Source organism: Stieleria mannarensis, from assembly GCF_014154935.1.
In the GTDB taxonomy this organism is placed as follows: Bacteria; Planctomycetota; Planctomycetia; order Pirellulales; family Pirellulaceae; genus Stieleria; species Stieleria mannarensis.
The window spans coordinates 154,010-172,716 of the sequence record NZ_JACEHH010000017.1; the positions used below are offsets into that span (position 1 = coordinate 154,010).

General features: G+C 60.1%; 1 protein-coding gene. It reads right to left on the minus strand.

Going from position 1 to position 18,707, the window contains the following annotated elements:
* Positions 1-56: 56 nt before the first annotated feature.
* Positions 57-18,449: a beta-propeller fold lactonase family protein gene (locus H1B37_RS13690; RefSeq protein WP_182867220.1), complete on the minus strand. Its 18,393-nt coding sequence runs from the start codon at positions 18,447-18,449 to the stop codon at positions 57-59.
* Positions 18,450-18,707 lie beyond the last annotated feature (258 nt).

Sequence of the window (18,707 nt, forward strand, 5' to 3'; positions counted from 1 at the left end):
TCCGTGTGCGACGCCGTTCCACAGGACGTCGAACAACCGTCCGCTGAAACGGCTCGTCATTCAAACGGCAGCGATCGCAGGAAGCGTTGGCCAAAGCGTGCGTAATCTTGGCCGTCAACGTCTCCGTCACCATCGCTGTCGAAGGCGTCATCGAACCCGGGCTGCCCTTCGCGCTTCAAGAACGACATCCCGAACCGTCCATAGTCTTGGCCGTCGACATCGCGGTCTCCGTCGCTGTCACCAAACAGACGGAAAAAACGGTCGGCAGCTTCTTCACCGAAGTGATACAGACCTCCGGGGGTGCCGTTCCCGTCGGCATCGAAGTTCGCGCCACCGCCGGCAGAGCGGATCTTGTCGCCGTCGATCGTCAATTGATAGTTGCCGTCGACAAGCGAGCCTCCCGTCTCGGTGTACGCCCCGGTAAACGTGAACGTCGCCGTCGTTTGACCGCCGCTGTGATCGAGCGAGACGACGAAATCGACCATCCCATCGCTGTCACGGTGGCGAATCGAAAATGCGCCGGGGTCCACGTCGACCTGGCCGTCAAAGGCGATCGACAGGCTCGTCAATGAAGACCGCTGTGCTGATCCCTCGTCGAGATCGATCGGCGACAACTCCAGTGCATCGACCACGTCCAACACCACCGCTTTCTCAAACGTCATCCCGGTCGTATCGGTGACTTTCAACCGAACGCGGTACGTGTCTTGCGCCTCATAGTCAACGGTCTCGCCCTGTTTGAGCAGCAACTGGTTTCCGACGACGGTGAAACGCGTGTTGTCCGCATCGTCGATTCCGGAAACCAGTTCATAGCTGTGTCCGGTGGGTGTGTCGGAATCGACGGTCGAAAGCGTCGCGATCGGCGTGTCGGACGCCGACGTGTCAAGATTCTCGACGATCGACGTGCCGGACAGCACGATATCGCTCGGCGCGATCGGGTCGTAGATGCTGCCAAAATCAATTCCGGCAACCGCCTGTCCCGATGCGACGGAAACGGTTTGCACGAGCGTCGCGTTTGTGACGTCGTTGATGTTGACCGAATAGAGATTGCCGCCCGACGGTGGGGCGGATGTCAGGTTGTCGGCCACGGAGTTGAATGTGATGGTCGAGCCGTCGTTGGAGATCCGCACCCAGTCGCTGCGTCCATTGCCGGATCCGCCCGCGAGCGATCGGCTGAGCAGTGTCACCGTGTCTCGGTTGACGTCGTACAGGAAGGCATCGCTGCCGCCGTCGGGGTCGTCTTCGTCCAAGTTGCTGGCCCAAGAACTAAAGACCACCCATCGACCATCGCCGCTGATCAGCGGCATGACCGAGGATTGGTTGGGAGCAATTCCATCCTGGTCCCGGCCGATCATCCGCAATTCACCGGTCAATCGGTCTTTCAAATAGACTTGCGTTCCGACCACACCGGGGCCATTGCTTAGCGTCGTTGCACCGGAGTGGAAAACGACGTAGCGTCCGTCATCGGAAATGCTGACGTTGTGCACATTGGCATCGCTTTGAACACCGGCGGCGGTGACGCTGACGCGTTCGGTGATCCCGGTCTGTCGGTCCAAGACAAACGCGTCGGAGACGCCGTTGGTATCGTCGGCGACGAGATTGTCGGCCCAGCTCCAATAGGCGATGAAGCGACCGTCGGCGCTGGGGTGACTGTTGTGCGTGTTCCCGCCGATTGCTTGGCTTCCATCGGGGGCGAGATTGATTCGCTCGGTCGTCCCCAATTGAAGGTCACGGAGAAACAGGTCAAACACGCCGTTGGTATCGCCGGGCACCAGATCGGTTGCGTCCGACCAAAAGGTGACGTAGCGGCCGTCGTCGCTGAATCCCGGGCTGTAACTATAGCTGTTGCCGGTCGAACTTCCCGTCGCAAGGTTCGGATCGGCGGCGCTGACCAGCGTCGTGGTGCCAAGGAGTCGGTCGCGGACGAAAATGTCTTGCGTGTTGTTGTTGTCATTGGCGACAAAGTTGGTCGCATAGGACCAGAACACAACGAAACGTCCGTCGGCACTGATCAGCGGATGCAAGCTCCTCGCGTTGCCGACCACCTCCTCACTGGAAACCGTGATCATTTCCAACTGACCGGTCGAGCTGTCGATTACATAGATGTCCGAGCCGGGATGAGTGTCCTCGGGCAGCAGTGCGTTGTCGGTCGAAAAAGCGATGAACGCACCATCGTCGCTGATCGAAGAATCGTAGTACGGATTCGTTCCGGAATTCACGCCGGCAACATATCCATTGGCGACCAGATGGCCGACGTCAAACGCGTCGGCGAACGGGAACGTCGGTCGCCAGCCTTCCGGCAACACCTGGGTAACGTCATAAGCCCCGGGCACCAGGTCGCCGAACCGGTAGCGGCCCGTTTCGTCGATTCCCGTCGTTGCCGGATCATCGGCCATGGTCACAACGAAGGGCTCGTCGCTGTCCAGCACACCGTTGTGATTGTCGTCCAAGAACACGGTCCGACCGGCGAGTCGATTCTCGGCGGGATCCATCACGCCGTCGGCATTGAGGTCATCCCACAGAACGCCTTGGATCGATGTTACTTCGACCTGCTGAAAGAAATCCAGTCCCGGATGGTCGACGCCCGGCGCCGCGCGGACAGTGTACTCGCTGGAAGGGACCAACGCGGCGCCGATGCCGTAAGGCGACTGGACCGTTTCAAGGTCACGAATCAAGCCTTCCCAATATGATTCAACACGGATCTGATCGTTGGATGCCCGGAAGATTTCGCCCCCGACTCCAGAAAGCCCCACCGTCCCCTGGTTGGTCGGAAGGTAGTCGATGAAAACCGCCGTCTCGGGGTGGATGAGAAGGGTGCCGTCACCGTTATCAAGACGCGTCAATAGGTTCGTCCCGTCGGCGGATTCTCCCAGATTGTCTTGAAGCAAAAAGGCACGTGGCCCCTGATTGACACTGTTGGTCTCAATCGATTCGATCACTTGTAAGGTCGACACATCGATCTTGTAAAGCGTCTCATTTCTGGCCTCGACCGCGTAAACGATCTCGTCGATCACCGCCAGACCGCCGTACTCACCGCTCGGCAACGAAAGCGAATCGAGGATGGTTCCGTCATCGGGATCCAGCTTCCAAAGCGTCGAGTCGGCGGAATAGAACAATCCTGAATCGTCGAGCGCCAATCCGGCGAACGTCGTGCTCGCGCCGGGAGCGGGGAACTGGCGCAGCAACTGACCGGTGATCGGATCATACTTGCGAATCGTCGAAACACCTTGGGCGACTTCCAGGGTGAACAATTCCACGCCATCGGTGTCAGTCAGCACTTTTAAACTGATCGGTTGATCCACGCGCACCGTGTAATCGCCCGGCGGAAGCCCCGTGAACGCATATGCCCCGCTGGCATCGGTCAGCGTTTCGTGTTCACCGCTGTCAAATCGGCCGTTGCGATTGGAGTCCAGGTAGACGCGGACGCCGACAGAAGTCGGCTCGCCGCCATCGACGGCGCGGTTCTGGTTCCAGTCATCCCGCACCGTCCCAGAGATCACCGTCGCGTCAGACTGGTGCCCCAAATCGATCCCCGACGTGGCACCGGTGGAGGTGACCGCCGCGACGATCCCCGTGTCCACATACTCACCGCCACCCATTCCCGATGCCCCGGGATTGGCGAGGGTGCGGACTAGGTTGTACTGGCTGTCGTAAACATCCACGGCGCCTTGGATGCTCGAGGACCGCACGAACAACTCGCCGCCGACAGTCCCCGCACTCCAATCGCCGTCATCGGTCCGCGGCAAGTTGATCACAGTCGTCATTCGAGCGGTTTGCGGATCGATCACAAAGACGCGTGAATCGACGTAGGAGAACGCAAGAATCGATCGACCGTCGGGCGATTCGCTCAGCGAAAGCGAAAACTGTGGCAATCCGTTCAGCTCGTTGGCCGGATCGATGTAGCGCGAGATCGGCATCGCGCCGTAGAACGTGTTCGCCTCGGCATCGTAACGAATCAATTGCATCGGCATCGAACCGCCGACGGTCATCAAGTAGATCGTGCCGTCGATCACCACCGGCCCCTGTGAAAAGACGGTGGACCCATTGAGTCCGGGAAGCGGCGTTTGGTCGAGCAGCGTTCCATCGAGCCCCACTTCGAACAACCGATCCAGATTGTTGTCGACCACAATCAACCGTTTTCCGTCGAACGCGGCGGTTTGAGCGACGGTCATTGGGATGGTTGTGTCGGTGGTGCGGATTCGATCTCCGGTGATCGGATTGATTTCGCGGATTTGCAGGTAGTTGCCGGTGGGGCTTTCCGCATTGCTGACAACGGTCACGCCGAACAGCCGATCGCTGACGCCACTGGTGTTGGTCGGCCGATAAAGTTCGGGGGACTCGGCGCGAATCAGGTGTCGCCCAAGTGGGACGCCGGCAAACAGGTACGTCCCGTCGGCGGCGCTGACCGTTTGCGGCTCTCCGGGATCGGCAAACCCGTTGGCGTTTTGATCGATGAACACGGTGACGCCGTCCAAGGGGGTTTCGCCGGCGTCGCGGATGCCATTGCCATTGTCATCTTCGAATTGAACACCGCTGATCGTACCCGCCGCGGGTTGGTTGCCGAAATCGACGCCGGTGACCGATTCACCTTGCGTGGCCCAGACCGTGTGCTCGGCGGGCAGATCGACGTCGGCCCCGTAGTCGCTGACCGTTCCCGGGATCGCGGAATAAATGTTGCGGTAGGTCACCGCCCCGGGGATGTTGTAAGCGGCGGTGGACGTCGTCGCGATCGTTCGCAGTGACGTGCCATACGTGGCGTAGTCGAACGATTCGCCTGCGGCAGCGGCCAGATACGCATTCCAAGGGAAACCGTGCGTCGGCGCGTGCGGGATGATCAGCCCGGTGCGGAAGTCGACGTTGTAGGTTCCCGAACGCATGTTGACGACAAAGCTTTCACGATCGACCGCGGCACCCTGGGTCGAAATCACATACCCCAGTCCGTGCAGATTGTTGATCGCGTGAATGTCAAGCTGTGCGATCAGGTGTCGGCGCACGAGATCAAACTGCTCGATCCCGACGCCGCCCAGTTGTGTCATGTAGGCGACGCCGTCACGGATTTCGATCGCGTCTTTCAGGCCCGGCGTGGTCGGAATCGTCTCCAAGACTTCACCGCTGTCCGGGTCGATTCGGAACAATTGATTCGACTTGGCCAGATACAGATCGCCGTCATAGATCGTCATGCCGGCATGGGCTTCGACGGCGCCGGGTGATGGGAATTGATTCAACACCGAGCCGGATTCGACATCGATTTCATAGATCGTCGACACGCCGGCATCGGTCGCCTGTGTGAACAGCCGGGAGATCGGATCGGCGACTGCGAACCCGTCATGGTCTGCCGGGGAAACTTGCCTCACCGTGTACTGATCGGGAATCAATCCTGAGATCGTGTAGTCGCCGCCTGCATCCGTGATCGCGGAGGGTTCGCTAACATCAAATTGGCGGTTTTGGTTCAAGTCGACATAGACCGTGACGCCCTGGTGGGCGGGCTCGCCGGCATCGATCGTTCCATTGACGTCCAGGTCTTTGGAAATGTTGCCGCTGATCGAGGCGAGTTCGGCATGGTGGGCATGGTTGACGTCGGCGACCGACTCACGCTCGGCCAGCGTGACGACCACGCCGTTGTCACGATACACGCCGCCGGCAAGGCCTTGCTGGGACGGAAACCCGAACAAGACGCGGCGGAACGTACCGGAACCATCGTAAACCTGGATTTCCCCCTGATCGGGCGCGAAAAAGTCCGGGTAGGCGACAAAGACCTCGTCACCGATGCGCGCCATGCCGCGTTCGTCGTCTTCGGTATTGAAATCGCTGACCCAGTCGGCCGTTTGCGTGAACGGATCGATCTGCAGCCAGGCACCGCTGCCGGGGTCACTGGACGTGGTGCCGACGACGATGGACCGACCGTCGGTGGACGTCGTGCTGGCAGGTCGCAGCGAGACCGCGGATCCCGGTGTTGCCAACGTGATCGGTCCGACAAGTTCCCAGTCGCCAGCCGAAGCGTAGTTGGCCCCCAGGCCGTCGGGGTGCAAATCCGTTCGCCACAATTCCATGTCGTCCGTCGTCTGGCCGGCAACGACAAACAAGAACCCGCCGATCAACACAGGAGACGACACGCTGAAGATCGTGTACGGTGCCCCAGTCAACGCCCTCGGCAAACTGAACCCTCGCACTTCCGCTCCGTCAAATGCCAGTTGAGTCAGCGTGTGAGAATCACTATTGACCAAGACCAGATTCTGTCCGTCAAACGTCAGTTCCGTCTCGGTCGTGACCGGCTGATTGACGACAAATTCGCCCAACACATCACCGTTGGCCGGATCGAATTCACTGAGCACGAGCCCGGTGGGGCTGGGCAGTTGCGAATGCAAATTGGAGATGCCGAACAATCGATCACGCGACGGATACGAGTTGCTGGGGCGATAATGTTCGGGCGATAGCGCGCGAACCGTGAAGGTTCCCGGTTGCGTTCCGGTCAACACGTAATCGCCGCCCGATCCCGACGTCGTCTGCGGCTCTCCGGAATCCGGAAAACCGTTGTTATTCAAATCGGCAAACACGGTGACGCCGCTAAGCGGCGGTTCGCCGGCGTCGCGCACGCCGTTGTCGTTCAGGTCATCAAACTGCGTGCCGGTGATCTGGTAGCCGAGATAGCGGGCGCCGAAATTCAAATCGGTGATCACCTGATTGAGTGCCACCGTTACATCGTGCGCCGGGCTTGTCGCTTCGTGCAGCGGCGGCAAATCCGCGCGTACGACGTGGTCTCCCGGGACAACATGCAGAAACTCGTATTGCCCATCGGCGGCGGTGAAGCGAGACGGTTCATCCGCATCACGACTGCCGCTGTCGTTCAAGTCCAAATACACCCGCGCACCGGACACCCCGGCTTCTCCGGCATCCCGAACGCCATCACGATCGACATCGTCAAAAACGACACCGGAAAGCGCTGTGTCATTGGCCACCAATGCGAAACTGACGTCCGCCGTGTCGGTGCTGGCGGAAAACGAGACCGAGACGGGGTTCGGACTGGTGCTCAAGTAGTTCGTGGGCTCAGACGCATAAACCACATGCGTTCCCAGACGCAGCGTCGTGAACTCGAACATCCCCGCTTCATCGATCGACGCCGTCGCCGGATCATCGGCCAGGGTTTGCATCGTCGGTTCGCCGGTATCCCATTGGCCGTTCTGGTTTTCGTCCAAGAACACCGTCCAATCGGCCAGCCCCGTTTCGCCGGCCGAGCGGATGCCATCGCCATCGGTGTCGTCGAACACCGCCCCGCTGATTTGCGTCAAATTCGCAGTGGTCCCAAAATTGGCGATCTCCACCGACGTGCCGCCGGCGATCGTACGATCGGCCGACGTGGGCGAGGTCGAAAAGAATTCGGGCCGGCTGACCAGTTGCACCCGGTGTGACTGAAACTCGAGTGGCGAGAACGAATACTGGCCGGTTTCGTTCTCGGGGGTTTGCGGATCATCGTCCGACGTCACCGTCGTGCGTTCTCCCGCGTCCAGTTGGTCGTTGTCGTTGTCGTCGATGTACAGCGTCCATCCGGCCAATCCGGGTTCGCCCGCGTCCAACACCCCGTCTTGATTCAAATCGTCGAAGACCACCCCGTTGATCGCCGCCAGGTTTTCGGTGACACCCAGATCGGCGACGGCCTCGGTCGTCGAAAGTTCCAGTGTCACGGGCGTAAAGTTATTGATGTCGTCGATCCAACGCACATCGGGGCGGACACGCAAAATGTACTGCCCCAATTCCAGGCTGCCGAAGCGGTAGAATCCCCCCTCGTCCACGCCAGGGGTCTGCGGATCATCACTGCTCGCCGTGCCGACCGGTTCATTGCCGTCACGTTGGCCGTCATTGTCCAAATCCAAATAGATGCCCGCCGCGTCGACTCCGCGTTCCCCCGGATCACGGACACCGTCCCCATCGGTATCGAAGAAGATATGCCCCGACAAGACGCGGCGCGGGAATCGTTCGACCGTCACGATCTCGCTGGCCTGGTCGCCGTTACCGAGCCCCTGTCCGCCGAGCGGATTGCCGAGTCCGTCGCTGATCGTGTCGTTATCGACCAGCAACAACTGCATCGTCCCATCAAGAGATCCCGAATCAACAAGAACCTGGAACGTCCTGCCGTCGGGGAGTCCAGTGACGGACAGGATCGAAGCCCCCGAAACGCCCGACTGGAGGAGTGAGAAGTCGGCGGCGTCGACGTTAAACACCGACTCGGAGAATGTCACTTCGAATCGGATGTCGGAGTTGTCCAGCAGCGGCGAGGGATCGGCGGTGATGGTGGTGACCGATGGGTTTGAGAAATCAAGTTGGATCGTGTCCGAGCGTGGTGTCGTCGATGAAACCCCGACACCTTCGTAAGGAATCGATCGTCCGTTGATAATCGAGTCGTCGTCCTTCAGGAAAAGGTAAAACTCGCCTTGCCCCGTCGCCGAAGAAAGATCCACGGTCACGGAATAGACGGTCGGTCCATCGGCAACCGCAGCCAGAGAAAGTCCCGCAAGATTGCCGGAAACGAATTCCAAATCAAAGTCGGAAATGTCGACGCCCGAAACACTTTGGCTGAACGTCGCAGTGAACTGCATCTCGCTTGCCGTGCCGTTTGTGAACACCAATGAATTCAACGTCGGCGCAGGCAACTCGATCGTGATCGTCGGCGAGACCGTCGCCGAACCAACGCCGTATCCCAGCAGCGGCACGTCAAGATCGTTTCTGATCGAGTCGTCATCGATCAACTCGATCGACAGATCGCCTTGCCCGTAGGCCGCGCTCAAGTCGACCGTGACGGTGTAGGTCGTTCCACTTCCTGTCACCGCGCCGATCGTCGCACCACTGATCGAGGACGAGACGATTTGAAAGTCGCTGGTGTCGACACCGGTGACGCCTTCGTTGAAGCTGACCTCGTATTGCAGTGAATCTCCCGTCCAAGGACTCGTCGCCGACGTCGTCACCGAAACCACTTCCGGTGCCGGGGTGGTGACGCCCAGGTCGGCAGCGGCGACTGCTGCAGAGACCACGGTGACCGTGGCTGCATCCGTCCGATCGGCGCGATAGAGTTCGATGGATTGGGAGCGATTGTTCACGCGGACCACCGCGTCGCCTGTGTCAGAAACCGCCATCAAGGAGGACGTGTTCTGATAGATGTTCGTGATCGAGGGGTCCTTGGTGCCGTAGATCGGCCCCTCGACCAAACTGCCGTCGGGCGTTCGGTACAGAACTTGAATCGCGTTGTCTAACCCCAAGGCCGCAAACAAAATGTCTTCGTCCGGACTCAATTGCAGGTCCATCGGCAGATCTCGAACCCCATCGTGATCGAGATCCAGTTTGCTGAAGTACGACAGCGTCCCGTCGGCGGCTGCGTGAAAATGCCAAACCAAATCATTCAGCGGTGCGGCGACATAGACGTCACGGTCGTTGTCGGCGATTTCGACCGACCAGTTGCTATACAAGTTGGGCGTGGTCTGTGAACCGGTTGCCTGAATCTGTGTGATTCCGCCGGTGGCGGGGTCGCGGGTGTAGACCCGCATCAGGACGTTGCCATAGTCCACGGCGTACAGCTTGGTCCCGTCACTGTTAAAGGCAAGGTCCTGCACACGCGCCGGCGTGCCGGTGTTGGCAAGCGTGGTCAGCGTCCCTTCGACAGGGTCGATCGCGTACGGTGCGACGTAGCCTCCGCCGACGTACAGATGTTTGCCGTCGGGCGAGACCTCCAGGGCATACGGTCCGATGTCAGGAACGTAGATCAATTGCTTTCGCACCAACGTCCCGTCGCTGGTATTTCGCGCATACACAGCGACACGTTCGGTCTGGTCTTCGGAGACATACATGAACGCGCCGTCGGGTGTGAACGCGATGTCACCGGCGGCGTTGCTGGCGTCGACAAATTGATCGGCCAGAACCTGGACCTCGGTCAAGGATTCCGTCGCGGACTGTGGCATGGCCAAGACCACGATCGCGTCGGTCAGGTGGTCAAACACGTACAGGTGTCGTCCGTCGGGACTTAGACGCAGCGACTTGTTGTCAGCGCCGAAGTTCCCTTGGTCGGTGTAAGTGCTGGACGTCACGCTTTCCCAATCGGTTTCGACCGACGCACTCCAGACGGCCGAGTCGACACGCACGGAATACTCTCCCGGATCCACGTTGAAGAATTGATAGCGTCCGGCTTCGTCGTACTGCAGCGTGCCCGGATCGTCGGCATCGGTGACCACGCTCGGCTCGGTCGCGGCATCAAATTGGCCGTTGCCATTGAGATCCAGATAAACGGTGACCCCGACGACCCCTCCTTCGGCCTGGTCTCGCACGCCGTTCTCGTGGAAGTCGTGCCACAGCGTGCCTTCGATCGTCCCCGTCTTGGTGATCGTCACCGGATTGGAAGCCGAATCGCCGTTGCCCGCACCTAGGCCGCCGAGCGGTTGCGCGAGCAGGTCAGTGATCGAATCGTCGTCGACCAACTGCACCGTCAGTGTCCCGTCGCCATTGCCGGTGTTGACGTTGATCGTGTACGTGTCATCGGCCCCGGTCACATCGATGATTGACGCCCCAGTGACCCCGACGGCGGCCAACTGAAAGTCATCGACCCCGACTCCCTGGACGGGTTCGTCAAAGGTCACCGTAAACGCGAGCGTCGCTTCGGTTGTCGTGGTCCCCGCACTTGGTAACCAGCCTTGCACCGACGGCGCGACGTTGTCGACGGCAAATGAAATCAAGCCCAGGGCTTCCGTCCCGGTTCCGCCGAAAGGCGCCCCGAGGGAGTCGACCACCGTGTCGTCGTCATTGAGAATCAATTCGACCAGACCCGATCCCGCCAATCCGTTCAAGCTGACCGTGTACGTCGATGGTCCGCCACTGACCGGTCCGATCATGGCCGTCGGGAACTCCGCCAACGTCGCGGCGGTGAACGCCAAGTCGTCGGAATCGAATCCGGTCACCGGTTCATTGAATTCGATGGTGATCGTCGCCGAGAATTCTGTGGTCGGGTCATCGCGATTTGAAGTCGCCGACACCAACGTCGGCGGCGGGTTGAAGATTCCGAAGTTGAAGGTTGTGCCCTGGGCACCAAATCCAAGCGACGTCAGGTGGGGGATGATGCTGCGAGTCCCCTGGTCGCGGGTGAACCGATGCAGATTGCGTTCAAACCCGTTGACCGCGTACAGGTACTTGCCGTCGGGGCTGACGGCGGTGTCGTCCACACCACGCATCCCCGGCACGTCGACATCGTCGGTCAATACATCCAACGCCGTGAACGCACCGGTCGCCGGGTCCCGGGTCAGGGTGTTCAAATCCGCGTAATCGTCGTCGGCATAGTGCAGCGACGTCCCGTCCGGCGACAGCGACGCTCCCGAGGGTGTCGCCGGCATCACGCGTCGTGAATGAACGCTCAATAACCCCGTTTCCGGATCACGCCGCAACGTGATCAAGTCTTGGCCGGTGAACGTGTCCCAAGCACTGACGACAATGAACTCGCCGTCGGGTGAACTGAGCAATCGCGACGGACGACGCACATCGGGCAATTCTTGGATCTTGGTCAGCGTGCCGTCGGCCGGGTCACGATCAAACGCGTTGATGTAGTACTCGGCAAAACTGCCGACATAGACGTGCCGGCCGTCCGGGGAAATCGTCAGTCCCGATGCGTTTTGCAACCTCGGTGTTTCGGCCCAATCATGGAAGGTTTGCAACAGCGTGACCGCACCCGTAGCCGAATCGACGCCGAAGACCCGAAGTGTGCTTTCGGAATAGGACGTTGCATACAGGTTTTTCCCGTCGGGACTGATCTGCAGATCCAGCGAAACGAAATTGCCGGGGATTGCCGCTGACAGATCTAGACTTTGGAGCTGTGTGAGCGAGCCGTCGCTCAAGTCAAATCCATAGGTCTGAACCTGCTTGCTCTGCTTGGAATAGAGAAACAGAAACTCGCCGGTGGGCGAAAACGTCGGCGATTGCGGATCACCAAAATCGGTCAGACTGCCAGCCGGATACCAGTGCAACGATTCCAGCGTTCCGCCGGGATGCTGGCGAAACACCGCGATGCCGCCCCCGCCATCGGTCACCTGCAGCACGACGAAATTGCCGTCGGGAGAGACTTCGACGCCGTAATTGCCGAACACTGTCACCGCCAGCGGGTCGGTGGTGATCGTTTGCTGATGCGTCAGGAATCCCGTGCCGCCGCCGAATTGCCGGGGCGAGGTTTGCTGGTACTGGGAAGAGGCGAGATCGATCGCCAGCGTCGCCGCTCCGGTTTGCTCGGTCGTGATCGAGTACGTTCCCGACTCATCGACACCGAGCGTTCCCGGATCGTCGTCGGCCGTCACTGCAACCGGTTCGCCGGCGTCGCGAATGCCGTTGTTGTTTTCGTCCAGATAGACCGTGATGCCTGCGATTCCCGGTTCGGCGGCGTCCCCGTATCCGTCGTCGTCCAGATCGTGAAAGATGCGTCCGGTCAGTTGGGCCGGTTCGACCTGCTGGGCCGCCCCCGCAAAGTCTCCGTTGCCCAACCCTGTCCCGCCCAGCGGCAAGGCGACCACGTCCACGATGGTGTCATCGTCGATCAGATTCAGCGCCAGTGTCCCCGTGCCGGCGGTGTTGGTGACGACAACGGTGTAACGATCGTCCGCACCGGTCACCGACTCGATCGCGACATCTGACAATCCATTGGCAACCACCTGGAAATCACTCGCGTCGACTTGCGTGACGGGCTCGCTGAACGTTACCTCAAACTCCAGTCGGCGGATCGATGTCGCAGCGTTGAAGACGTTTTCGATCGAGGTGACGACCGGGGCGAGCAAATCAACATCGATCACGGCTGAAGAAAACGTGCCGTCCCCGTTGGCGGGGCCGCCCAGGTCAAGGCCATAGGCGTCGTCAATCGATCCGTCATCGACGACCGTCACGACCAGCGTGCCCTGTTCGGCACCGAGGGAGATCGTCGCGGTGTAATTGCTGCCCGATCCGGCGACATCGGTCACGGTTGCCGAGGTCAGCGAACCGCCCAGTTGCAAGTCGTCGGCGTCAAACCCGACCACCGGTTCACTGAAGCTGATCTCGACGTCGATCGTGTCGGATGTGACCGGACTGGAACCGTCGTAATCGATCGCGATCCCTTGTGGGGCGACGTTGAACGCCGCGAATGCGGGCAGATGGGTCGTCGTCCCGGTCGACACGGCCGTCTCGGTCGTCGTCGCAACCCAGGGGCCGGCGTTGCGATGAAAAACAACGACGGCGTCGTCGTAGGCACCGACCACATGCAGGAACCGACCATCGTTAGAAAACTCGGCGTCCCAGGCGCCGTTCAGGCCGTCCACGCCGCCAAAGCCGTCGCGAAACTGCTGCGACAATGTCAATTGCCCTGTCGACGGATCGCGATCGTAGATTTGAATCGCATCGTACAATTCATACATCACCACGACTTGATGACCGTCTGGACTGGCCAACACGGAAATCGGACGAGCGGACGACGTGCCATTGGGATCGGCAGTCGTGTGAAGGAACGACAACAAACCGGTTGTGGTGTCGCGATCAAACACGGCGATCTTGTCGCTGAAATGCCCCGCCGCGTAGACGTTCTTGCCGTCGGGGCTGACCGACATGCCGGAAACGCCGGAGAGTCCGTCGACGCCGACGTCCGATTGGCGGATGGTCTGTTTCAACGTCAGCAATCCGCTCGATGCGTCGCGATCGTAAACGGTGATTGCTGAACTGTTCGCTGCGGAAACATAAACGTGTCGCTGGTCGGGACTGAACTCGGCGGCAAACGCGCCGCTGGTATTGCCGACGTATTTCTGGGTGTAAGAAACCAGCCCCGTGGATGGATCGCGCGTGAATAACGTGACCGAGCCATCGGTGAACGCTGCCACGTACAGGTGGTTTCCGTCGTCGCTCACTTGGACCCCCACGGCCTCGTTCAACCCGTCAACGCCGCCGATCCCGTCGGTCAGTTTCCCCAGGAAGGTCAACTGCCCGGTCAACGGATCGCGGTCGAACATCACCAAGGCATCGTCCAGCGCCGAAGCGACATACAGGTTTTCGCCGTCTTGGGTGATCGCGATCGACTGCGCGCCCCACAGCCCCGAGACGCCACCGACGTTGTCGACGACCTGTTGGACGACGGTCAGTTGTCCCGTCGCGGCGTTTCGAGAGAACACCGTGACCGAGTCATCGTTGTAGGACGCGACGTACAAATAGTTGCCGTCCGGGCTGGTCGTCACCCCGGCGGCTTCATCCAAGTAGTTCGCCCCGGACGATCCATCTTTGATCGATCGGACAAAGAACGTGTTTCCGATCGGTGCTGCACGCGTCGCCGGATTGGACAGTTCTAAGCCGGCCGGCGGGATCACAACGATCACGGCGTCCCCGGGGGCGACACCCTGGATACGATAGGTCCCCGCTTCGTCGACACCGGTCGTCGCCGGATCATCGGCGATCGACACTGCAAACGGCTCGCCGGGATCAAGCACACCGTCAGCATTGGTGTCAACAAAAATGGTCGCTCCTGCAAGCCCGACTTCGCCCAGGTCCGCATAACCGTCTTCGTCAACGTCAAGTACCAACCGGCCCTCGATCGATCCCGACTTTTGAATCGCAATCGGGTCAGAGAGAACGCCGCCGTTGTCCGCACCGACGCCGCCGAGCGGGTACTGCGCGGCGTTGACGATGCTGTCATCATCGACCAGTCGCAATTGCAGCGTTCCGTCACCACTGCCTGTGTCCACCAGCACGTTGTACTGTGTCGGTCCTCCGGTCACCTCGATGATCGCCGCGCCGCTGATTCCCGTCGACTCGATCACAAAATCGTCGGGCCCCACTCCGCTGACCGCTTCGTCAAACGTCGCCGTGAACGTCAGCGTCGGTTCCGACGTCGCTCCGGCGGCGGCCGCAATCAATTCCGTGACCGAAGGAAATAAACTGCGGATTCCGAAGTCCACTCCGCTGGTTTCGCGATGGGGCGTCGTGATCACGTGCGGTTGTTCGGTCACGGCGCCACTGAGCCGCGTAAACCGTGTCAAGCTGTGATCCTGTGACGAAGCGGCAAACAATTCCCGTCCGTCCGGCGACAACTTGATGAACTCCACACCGTTCAATGAATCGTGTGGTGAAACGTCGTTGAGCGTTTGCAACAGCGTCAGAGCGCCGGATTGGGTGTCACGCGAGAAGACGACGACCGAGTCCGCCGTCGCGTCGGCCGCGTACACAAAACGTCCGTCCGCGCTGATATCCAGATCACGCGGGTTGTTCAATCCGACGCTGGTGCCGGGCAGTTGAATCCATTGGCCGGCGTCCAAGTGGAACACTCGAATCTTGTCGGATGTGGAGGACTGGCTGGTGGAGTAGGCGAAATTTCCGTCCGGTGAAAAGGCGATGTCGAATGCGGAGGGGACCGACGCGAAAACCTTGGACTCGACCAGGCGGCCGCTTCCCGGCGTGACCGAATAGATGGTCATCGCCGCTTTGAAGAATGAATGGACAAAGACATGCGCCCCGTCTGGCGAGACCTGAACTCTGTCGGGATAGTCCAAGGCTTGGACGCCGTCGACTCCCTGACGCAGTTCTTGGATCGGCTCTAACGCCCCCGTCGTCGCGTCGATTCGATACACCGAAAGCGTGTCGCTATAAACACCGGCGGTGTAGAGATACTGACCGTCGGGGCTGATCGATGCAGAAAAAATACGGTGAAAGGTGCTGTCGTCACTGGTCGCACCGTCGACCGTGCTGGTGACACTCAGCTCACCACTGAGACTGTCACGTTGGACCACATAGATCGTATTGCCCGCCAACAGGTACCCAAACCGTTCATCGGGACGGAAGATCAATAAGGTGGGACTTGCCAGCCCCGAAAACCCTGGCGTGACGTCCGACCACGAAGTTTCATAAATGAACGGATCACTGACCGATTCGCGCGTGAGCAGGCTGACCTTGTTGCCAAACGGCGAGATCGCATAAAGCTGCTTTCCGTCATTGGTCACCGTGATGCCGTCAACGCTATACAGGGAATCCGACGTGCTGACGCCCCCGAAAACAGAATCCGCAAACGTCAGCGTCCCATCGTCAACGGTGTATGAAACAGGTGTGGTTTGACGATGTTGCGACGAATCGATACGCAATGAATACGTCGTCCCCGCGGTAAGGCTGGTCAATTCGTAGATCCCGGATTCATCAATGCCACTTGTCCCAGGATCATCGCTCTGGGTGACCGCCGAAGGTTCGCCTGCGTCCAGCATTCCATTCAGATTGGTGTCGGCGTAGACCGTGATGCCGGCTTGGCCGAACTCGTCGGAATCGAATAAGCCATCGCCGTTGTCGTCCCCCCGAACACGTCCGACGATCCGGGCGTCGTCGATCACGACTGCGGATGATTGGAACGATCCGTCACCGGATGCACCGCCGGCGGTGCCGACATCACCGAGCGGATTGGCGGCCACGTCAATGATGGTGTCGTCATCGACCAACCGGAGCGCAATGCTTCCCGCCGAACCGCTAACGCTGACATCGACCCGATAGACACTCGTATCACCCGTTGCGACCACGGCATCCACGGTTGCCACCGCCCCGCCACCGTCGATGGATTGAAAGTCGCCGACATCGACCCCGCTGACGGATTCATCGAACGTCACGTAGAACGACAGCTCGCGAGCCATCGGCGTCACGTCGGACGCCGAGGCAATGGCGACGACCTGCGGCGGCAGCGAGTCGACCTGAAGCGGTGCCGTTCGAGCCGCCACCGCCCCCGTGCCGCTGCCGCCCAGTGGGACTGAGTCCACATCAACGATGGTGTCGTCGTCGACCAATTGCAGTTGCACGTTGCCGGCGTAGCTCGGCGTGGACACCGTGACCGTGTAGTCGGTCGGCCCGCCGCTGAGCGACGTGATCGCCGCTTGGGACAAGCCGCTGTCAAAAAGCTGAAAATCACTGACATCGACGCCCGTCACGGCCTCGTCAAACACCACCGTGAACGCGACAGAATCCGCAGATTCAGGGCTGACCGACGTCGTTGAAAATTCCGTCACCCGCGGCGAAGCGTCGCTGACGGCAAAGTTGATGTCCGTGACCGTTTGCCCGCTGACCGTGGCGGCCACGTTCGCCACCGCGACTTGCCCCGCTGCGCCGGTCCAGAACGTTTGAATCCGGTTGCTTCGCTGGGACGCCAGATAAAGGTGCTGGCCATCGGGGCTGATCGCGATGCCCTCGGCGTCGGAGATTCCCGGTACATCGCCGGGGTCGAGGGTCGCGTTGAATGTCACCGCACCGCTGACCGGGTCACGATCGAACGCCAACAACGAATCGGTGTAGCTGGACGTCGCGTAAATCCCCGCTTGGTCGGGACGCATCACCAATTTGTCCAAACGTTTCGTGCCCAGATCGATTGATCCTTGGACCTGCACATCACCGCTGGTTTCATCCCGCGTTAACGTCCACAGACGGCCGTTGAAGTCGGCGACGTAAAGGAATCGCCCATCGTCGGAAAAAATGACGTCGCGGTTGGAGCCCACCGACAAACTGTTCCCGCCGGCCGTGACGATTCCTGTCACCGGATCACGGTCCAGCAACGTCAATGGATTGCCGCTGGCTTGCGTCGCAACTGCGACCAAGGTTCCATCGGGGGAAACCCGTGGCTGAGCCGGAAAGTTCAACCCGGTGACTCCGTCGACGCCCTCTTTGAAGGTCTGGGACAACGTCAACGTACCGGAGGCAGAATCAATGTCGTAGATCAACAATGATTTCGTTGTGGTCGAAGTCGCCAGCAGCTGCGACCCGTCCGGCGCGAGCGCCAACGCGTTGACGCGGTCCAGGTTGCCGTCCTCGCTGATCGTGATCGACTGGACGACCGACAACGTTCCGGAGGAATCAATTTGCAAAACATTGATCGCATCGGAGTACTCCGCCGGAACGTACAGAAAGGTCCCGTCCGGCGAGGCCACGCTGCGACGAATTCCATACAACGAATCGCCATGCAGTTCCGACTGAAATGTCAACTGGCCGTCTTGGACTCGCCGGCTAAACGTCGTGATCCGTCGCCCTTGGTCCCAACCGACAAACACAAATTGCCCGTCGATGGAGACCTGAATGTCCGACGGGCTGGAACCGCTGGTTTGGACCGGCCGAATCGCGTCTTCAAACAGTCGTAAGGTCAATCCGGTGGCCGGCGAAAGCGGCGCGGTCTGCCGCGTGTTGGCCGACAGCTCGATCGTCACCGGATGCGTTTGCTCGCTGAGATTGTCGATCACGTAGCGGCCAAGCTCGTCCACATCCGGGGTTCCCGGGTCATCGACCGTCGTTTGCGTGAACGGTTCGCCGCCGTCTCTGGCGCCGTTGCTGTTCAGGTCGGCATAGACCGTGATGCCGGCGATTCCCGTTTCGGCGTTGTTCTGGATCCCATCTTGATTCGTATCGCCGAACACCAAACCTTCGATCGATGCCGTCAATAAATGACGTGCTTCCAAGGCCTCGTACAGCATTCGGCGTCGAGATTGAGAAGGTTGTCGCGAGGCGGCACGGCGAGACAATGAACGTCGGAGCTTGCGTGGAGAGTGCATCATCATGAGCGCACCAGCCATCGAGTCGCCGGGAGGAAAAGCGAATGCGACGGACTGGTGTTCCGGTGGAGAAGGAAGGGAACGAGGCACCGGTGGTGCTGGGGGCCGCTAGCTTAGCGGTTGCCGGTGCGCGCCGCAAAAAACTGGCGGGGACCCGCCAAGACAGTGCCCCCACGCCAT